This is a genomic window from Microcoleus sp., assembly GCF_049646505.1.
GTDB lineage: Bacteria > Cyanobacteriota > Cyanobacteriia > Cyanobacteriales > Microcoleaceae > Microcoleus.
In genome coordinates this window covers 1-7,233 of the sequence record NZ_JBARVX010000461.1, presented here as the reverse complement: position 1 = coordinate 7,233, position 7,233 = coordinate 1, and the positions used below count along the sequence as shown (strand labels likewise).

The window sequence follows — 7,233 nt, the reverse complement described above, 5'->3', positions numbered from 1 at the left end:
GTGTATTGACCAAAAATCTCGGCTCTGGGGCGGTTACTCCGCCTGAAACCAATGTGGTGGAACTAATATCGGATGCGAGTTACCGGCAGATCGTGAAGCGGAGCTATCCCGAAGGGAATCGCACTTTAACAGCAGGCGATGGAGCCACAACTGGCAGTGTGTACTCTCAGTTTCGCAGGGGGCCGTCCAACCGCGTGCAACCGCCGGCCTCTCCATCTGGCAATCCAAAGGTATTTCAAGCTAAAATCAAGCGCCGCGCCGGCGGGACACCGGTGATTGACGTGGTATTTAACGGTAACAAGACTTTTGAGATGATTGTCGATACGGGGGCGAGCGGCACTTTGATTACTCAGCAGATGGCTGTTGCACTGGGAGTGAGGCCGGTACGCACCGTGAGGGCGGGGATCGCTGACGGTAGCGTTGTCGAGTTTCCGATCGGCCTAGTGCGATCGATTCGGGTTGGAGGTGCTGCGATCCAAAATGTCGAAGTAGCCATCGCCAAACAAATGCCAATTGGTTTGCTCGGTCACGATTTCTTTGGCAATTACGATGTAAAAATTAAAAAAGATGTTGTTGAATTTTATGTCCGCTGAGACCCAGCCGGTTCGGAAACCGATTGTTGCTCAACTCCCGTAATATTTGGTTGGCTTTGTTGGGCCAAAGCGCAGAAAATATGTAAACTGATTAGCGGCAGATGTTCCGCAAAATCGGAAATCATGACGATCGAGAAATTAATTATTGTAAATAAGGTATTCGCATGGTACAAGCGTCTGTATCTCCTGTAGTGCTGATTATTCTAGACGGCTGGGGTTATCGTGAAGAAAAACACGGAAATGCGATCGCCGCTGCAAAAACACCCGTGATGGACAGTCTGTGGGCCGCCTATCCCAGAACTCTGATTCGCACGTCGGGCCGGGCGGTAGGGCTTCCAGACGGGCAAATGGGCAACTCGGAGGTCGGTCACTTGAATCTGGGCGCAGGCCGCGTGGTTCCTCAAGAATTGGTGCGGATCTCCGATGCTGTCGAAGACGGTTCTTTGCTGGAAAACCTCGCGCTGGTTCAGCTTTGCGAGAAAGTCCGCGCCACGGGCGGCAAGTTGCACCTGACTGGTCTTTGTTCCGAGGGCGGGGTTCATTCCCATCTCAGCCATATTCAGGGTTTGCTGCAATTAGCAAAGGCGCGGGGAATTTCTGAGGTTTGCATTCACGCCATTACAGACGGCCGCGATACTACTCCGAAAGAGGGTGTGGAAGCTTTAGCAAAGATTGAAAGTTATATAGAAAAGGTAGGGGTAGGTCGGATTGCTACCGTCAGCGGCCGCTATTACGCGATGGATAGGGACAAGCGCTGGGATCGGGTGCAGCGCGCTTATGAGGTGATGACGGTTGAGGGCGCGCCTGATGGTCGATCGGCAGTTGATGTGTTGCAGGCATCCTATGCGGTCGGAGTGACCGACGAGTTTGCGGTTCCGACTCGGATTGCGCCGGGAGCGGTGGCATCTGGGGATGGGATGATTTTCTTCAATTTTCGCCCCGACAGGGCTAGAGAATTGACTCAGGCCTTTGTAGCGCCTGATTTTAATGGGTTTGAACGGCAGTTAATTGAGCCGCTGGCGTTTGCGACTTTTACTCAGTACGACCCGAAGTTGTCGGTGTTGGTGGCTTTTGAACCGCAGAATTTGAACAATATTTTGGGCGAGGTGATTTCTCGGCACGGTTTGCGGCAGTTGCGGGCGGCGGAAACTGAAAAGTACGCTCACGTGACTTATTTTTTTAATGGGGGTCTGGAAGAGCCTTTTGAGGGGGAAGACCGCGAGTTGGTGCAGAGCCCGATGGTGGCGACTTACGATGAAGCGCCCCAGATGTCGGCGAGTGAGGTGACGGATGTGGCGCTGGCTGCTTTGGCAAAGCAGATTTATTCCTTTGTGGTGCTTAATTACGCTAACCCGGATATGGTCGGTCATACGGGGATGATCGGTGCGACAATAATTGCGATCGAAACTGTGGATAAATGTTTGGGGCGGCTGTTGACCGGCATTAGTAAAGCTGGGGGGACGGCAATTATTATTGCTGACCACGGCAATGCTGAGTTGATGTTCGACGAAAATGGGAATCCCTGGACGGCTCACACTACTAACCCGGTGCCGTTTATTCTGGTAGAGGGCGAAGGTGTGAAAATTCCAGCTCACGGCACTGATGTTCCTCTGAGGGCGGACGGTTGTTTGGCGGATATTGCGCCGACTATTCTGGATCTGTTGAGGTTGCCTCAGCCGCCGGAAATGACGGGACGCTCTATGATTGAACCCGCTGATTTTGAAGTTCGCGCCAATCGCACTCCGGTGCGCGTGCGATTGTAGTAGGGACGCAGCAGTAGGGACGCGGCAGTGCCGTCTCCCTACAGGAATTTCAGCGCACCGACTGGATGTGCGCGATCGACCGAATTTGATATCATAATAAATTACCGATTACTAATTACCAATTACCCCCGATTATGAATATAGTTTCTGTGTTACAAATTATCTGGTCTTTGTCTGCTTTCGGACTTGTGGTTCTTGTGTTGCTGCACAGTCCCAAAGGCGACGGTATTGGAGGGATTGGCGGACAAGCTCAATTGTTTACTAGCGCTAAAAGTGCGGAAACGACTCTGAACCGGATTACTTGGGGTTTGTGTATTGTTTTTATGGGTTTGACTGTAATTTTGAGTGCCGGTTGGTTGACTCCTAAATTATAAAAGAATTTTTAACCGCAGATACCTCGCGGGCGAGACACCCGTGCCACATAAATCAATATTGTGGGGTGGGCTTCTAGCCCGCCCTAAACACAAAGTTTAACTGCGGTTGAAAAAATGCGGTTGTGGCAAGTTACGATAAAACTTCGATTTCTGGCAGTGTTTTCACTGGCTTTATGTTGTTTTAGCTTCATAATTTTTACTCAGGTTAATACTCCGGCGGCGAGTCTTTCTCCTCTACCGAATAGTTGGCCGCATCCGCAGGTTCACCCTTTGCCGCCAACCCTGGAAAATTGGCAAGATGCTACCGATAGCGGTGATTATTTTGACCAAGTAAAGCCGCCGAATGTCGGTCATTTGGTTTGGTCGAATTTTCCAATTAAAGTTTTCGTGGAGCATCCGGTTAACATTAATCGCTCTGAAGAATGGAGAGCGGCCGTGTTGGGTGTTGTGCGGGAATGGGGAGTTTATTTGCCTTTGGAGGTGGTGGACAATTCCGAGGTGGCTGATATTAGAATTTTACGTCAGGCTCCACCTTTGCGTCAAGGGGTTTTACGATCGCGCTCTGGAGAAGCTACCTATGAATTGTACGCCCGTCGGGATGGAGATAAAACTGTTTTATCTCATCGGTTTTCGGTTTATTTGAATCCCAATCAAGTGGGTAAGTATATTCCGGCGACGGCGCGGCACGAGTTGGGCCACGCTTTGGGGATTTGGGGTCACAGTTTGATGGAAACTGATGTGCTTTATTTTTCTCAGGTGAGAAATCCTGGCTCTATTTCAGCGAGGGATGTTAATACTTTGAAGCTGGTTTATCAACAGCCGACTCGGTTGGGCTGGGAATCTTAGTTGCAACTACAAATTCCCGGCGATGGGAAATCGCGCCCAAACTTTTGTCGGCGCGGCGCGAAACCAAGAGAACATTGGGATTAGTTAGCAATAGGAAATATAAAAAATATGAAAGATGAATGTTTTGGGGTTGTGCCGATTTTTGGAAAGGAAGCTGATGCTCTGTTTTTGTTGATTCAACATCAAGCCGGACATTGGGCGTTTCCTAAAGGTCACGCCAATCCGGGGGAATCTCCGGCGGAAACCGCTAGGCGGGAATTTGCTGAGGAAACGGGGATATCTGATTTTGAGATGCTGGATGAGCCGATTTTTACGGAACACTATTCTTTTGTTAAAGATGGGGAGCAGATTGAAAAAACTGTGACTTACTTTTTAGGATTTGTCAATTCGATGGATGTGGTTTTGCAAGAGGAGGAAGTTCAAAATTCGGCTTGGGTTTCTGCTGAGGAAGCTGTTAAGCTGATTACTTTTGATGCCAACCGCCTAATGTTCGGGGAAGTTAAGGTATATTTAGATGGCAGCAAGATCGGAAAATAAGCGTGGGCGGTTGAAATCGCGCCTGCAGTCAAACTTTCGCCAGCACTTGGTATGAGTTTTGATTGAAAAACCCGGTAACTTTTGCAGTACCGGGTTTTTTAAGGAGCAGATTTTGTGGGCGAATCCGACCGCCAATTTGATATTATTTGTGGATTTTCTGGGCTTTGGCGTGATGTTCCAAGCGGGCAAAAACGTTGTAGGCGTCGGGGCCGGGGTTTCCGTGTTCGACAGCGCCGTCGATGGGGCCTTCGATGACTTTCCAAGCTGAAATTCCGCCTTTTAATTCTGCTACTCTTCTAAAGCCTGCCGCGCGCAGAAGATTGGCGGCTTCTGCTGTTTGTTCGTCGGTTTCGCCGTAGATGTAGATGTCGCGGATGGGTTCTAGGCTGGATTTGGCGCGCTCTACTAATTCGTCCATTGGCATCGGTACGGCGCCGGTAATGCGACTTTTGTTGAAGCTTTCAAAATCGCGCACGTCGATGATGGTGAGTCCGGGTTCGCCCCAATCTAAACGGGCTTTGAGGTCGTGGCTGGATGCTTGAACTTTTAAACCCGGAGGGGTGGGAGTCAAATCTGGCAGTGTTTCTTTGATGTCTGCAATTTGGTCGGGAATAGTTTTCATGGCTACATTTGTATTCAATGCTTTGATTGCAATGTAACGAGATGTGTATGTTGAATGCGTCTTTCTAAAGGCATAATCGGGTATTTAACTAAAGTCGCAGTTGAGTTGAATTGCTGGTGGTTGACTGCTGTTGGGAACGCTCTATTTGTTGAGTTTGTTAACCTGTTCATGCCCGGGCTGCGGATTGTTTTGATTGAAAAGTGCGATTTTATACCAGTTGTTTAAAACTATGCTAAAAAAGAAATTTTGTGTTTTTTTACTTTGTTGTTGAGGTGCGGATGTACTCGAAAAGTCGATCGACTGCGGGGGATTTATTGCAGTATCCGCAGCCTCGGAATTCTCTGGTATGAATTTTGAAAATTGGTATTGTTTGCAGCGGATGTTTTGAAGTGCGATCGCTCCTTCGGTTGAGCATTGTATCAAATGATGACACTTTGGTCAATCCTAATTATTTTAAAATGAAAATTGCTGGATGCTGTGGGCGGTATCGCGCGCTATTTTGCTGAAAAATTGAGAGGTTTTTCTGCAAAATTTCTGGTAAGATTTGATACTAACAATAGGTATTTAAAGGTATGGATATGTCTGAAAACAGTGAAATTGCGGTGTCTAAAACTTTGACACCCCAACAGCAGGCGGTTTGGGATGCGAAGGCGAAGGTTCGGGTGTTGCTGAATTTGTGGGATTTGGGCGGCGGGAAGATGCAGGTGAAAAAGGGGGAGTTGACTAAGCGGATTGTTCGCACTAATGAGACGAGTCAGAGATATCTGGGAGTGCTGGGTGAGTTGCAGGAATCTGGGGCGATCGAGTATTCGCTGGTAAATCGGGTGACGCTGGTGGAGTTGAGCGCCAAGGGGAAAGAAGTTTTAGCGGAAGGCTTGAAAAGTCCCGATTCTCTGTTTGAGTTTGATGGTTCTCAAATCGGTACTCGGCTGGGAAATGCTTTGTTGAAGTGGATTCGGCATCAGGATGGTGCGGCGGGTGTGGCTGCGGAGACTGGGAAGGGGGATGCAGGGGCGATCGCCTCCTATGACGATTTTAAGACTGTGGCGATCGATGTGTACGACAGCTTGAACCGAGATTACAACTTAGACGATTTAGTGCCGATTTATCGGATGCGGCGGGCGATGGGAGAAAGGATTGGGCGATCGCAATTCAATGAGTGGCTGTTGGAAATGCAGGCTAATGATGTTTTCCAGCTAATGGCAGGAGAAACGCAAGACATCACCCCAGATAAACGTGAAGACTCAATCACCATTCCTGGTGGTGCATTGCGTTACTACGCCAAGCGTTTGAATTCATAAAATTGCCCTCAATCTTTTTGTAGTTCGTTAACCTCACACCCGATAACCATGAACAATATACCAGTTTCCCCAATAGAAACCCTGAATGCTGCAATCCAAAATCACAATCCATTTAGCAAAGCTGGCATTGTCAAAGAACAAGATATTTGGGGAAAAGGGTTCCCCGATATTCCCACTCTAAATGCTCACGCTTCCGATGCCATTTTTCAGGCAGTTGAAAAAGTACAGACAAGTCAATCCAGCCAAGAAAAGGTGACTTCACTGGTATTAACTGCTCAACAGGGAGTGGGAAAAAGCCACATTTTAAGTCGCACTCGCCACAGACTAGAAAGCAATGGTGGTGCTTTGTTCGTTTATGCCAGTGTTAATAATTACACCGACTTAAACTTGATAAAATACCAATTTCAGCAAACTCTAGCTAACAGTTTGAGTCATACAGGCAGCAAAAGTGTCATGCAATGGCAGGAAATAGCTGCAGCAATGGCAAACGAAGGTTTCAAAGCTATCAATTCTGCTTCACAGAATCTTTCTCCTCAAGAACTGATAGATCGATTTGACAGAGTATGTGCTAGTTGGGCAACTAAAAATAAGAATTTCATGAACACCCTGACTAAGCAAGTTCTCAAAACAAAATCAAAGGCAGATCCTTATATTGTTCGAGCTGTTTTGTGGACTTTATCAGAATCTGAAACACCTTTTGCTATCAAATGGTTATCTGGTGAAGAGTTAGATAAATCTAAAGCTGAGGAACTAGGATTGCCGTCTAATTCCGGCAAGACTAATCAGGACAGAGAAGCAGAATCTCTGAATAATGTCCAGCAAATTTTAAACTTGGTGAGTTACTACAGTCCTGTAATCATTTGTTTTGATGAAATAGATGTCAATACAAGTTGTAGAGATGATGGCTTGACAACACCGCAGGTAATTGCGGATTTAGTTAAGCGTTTGTATGATACTCTCGAACACTCCGATCTCGGTCAAGGTTTGGTTATTATCACAGTGATGATGCCCTATACATGGACAGACACAGTTAACGTAATGTCTGGCGGTATACCGGATCGAGTTTCAACATATACGCAGCGAAAACCAATCGATTTAAAATACTTAAATGGTGACTCTCTAGTTGATTTAGTCGGACTATGGTTACAAGATTTCTATCAAGTCAGGAATTTAAACCCTCCTCATCCGGTTTATCCC

General features: G+C 47.4%; 7 protein-coding genes and 1 pseudogene. 7 read left to right on the top strand and 1 reads right to left on the bottom strand.

The annotated features are described in order from the left end of the window. The 5 genes from WBA89_RS22240 to WBA89_RS22220 form a co-directional block, all read left to right on the top strand. Window positions 1–593 (top strand): retropepsin-like aspartic protease family protein (locus WBA89_RS22240; RefSeq protein WP_424409515.1); only part of this gene is annotated, 593 nt, incomplete at its 5' end. Between the two features lie 164 nt (window positions 594–757). Then, window positions 758–2,356, top strand: coding sequence for a 2,3-bisphosphoglycerate-independent phosphoglycerate mutase (gene gpmI, locus WBA89_RS22235; RefSeq protein WP_424409513.1), 1,599 nt, complete (start codon window positions 758–760; stop codon window positions 2,354–2,356). A gap of 134 nt (window positions 2,357–2,490) precedes the next feature. Then, window positions 2,491–2,730 carry a preprotein translocase subunit SecG gene (gene secG / locus WBA89_RS22230; protein WP_424409512.1) on the top strand — a complete coding sequence of 80 codons (240 nt, stop codon included), beginning with the start codon at window positions 2,491–2,493 and terminating at the stop codon, window positions 2,728–2,730. 270 nt (window positions 2,731–3,000) lie between these two features. Further along, window positions 3,001–3,576 (top strand): peptidase, encoded by a 576-nt coding sequence (locus tag WBA89_RS22225; RefSeq protein WP_424409510.1) that lies wholly within the window; start codon window positions 3,001–3,003, stop codon window positions 3,574–3,576. Between the two features lie 108 nt (window positions 3,577–3,684). Further along, window positions 3,685–4,113: a bis(5'-nucleosyl)-tetraphosphatase gene (locus WBA89_RS22220; protein ID WP_424409508.1), complete on the top strand. Its 429-nt coding sequence runs from the start codon at window positions 3,685–3,687 to the stop codon at window positions 4,111–4,113. Window positions 4,114–4,255: 142 nt separating this feature from the next. Here WBA89_RS22220 and WBA89_RS22215 read toward each other — a convergent pair whose 3' ends face one another. Next, window positions 4,256–4,735 (bottom strand): rhodanese-like domain-containing protein, encoded by a 480-nt coding sequence (locus WBA89_RS22215; protein WP_424409506.1) that lies wholly within the window; start codon window positions 4,733–4,735, stop codon window positions 4,256–4,258. 578 nt (window positions 4,736–5,313) lie between these two features. Between WBA89_RS22215 and WBA89_RS22210 the strand changes: the two genes are divergently transcribed. Both WBA89_RS22210 and WBA89_RS22205 read left to right on the top strand, forming a co-directional pair. After that, window positions 5,314–6,036, top strand: coding sequence for a hypothetical protein (locus WBA89_RS22210; protein ID WP_424409505.1), 723 nt, complete (start codon window positions 5,314–5,316; stop codon window positions 6,034–6,036). Window positions 6,037–6,084: 48 nt separating this feature from the next. Beyond that, window positions 6,085–7,233, top strand: a pseudogene (locus WBA89_RS22205) (ATP-binding protein); the annotation flags it as partial.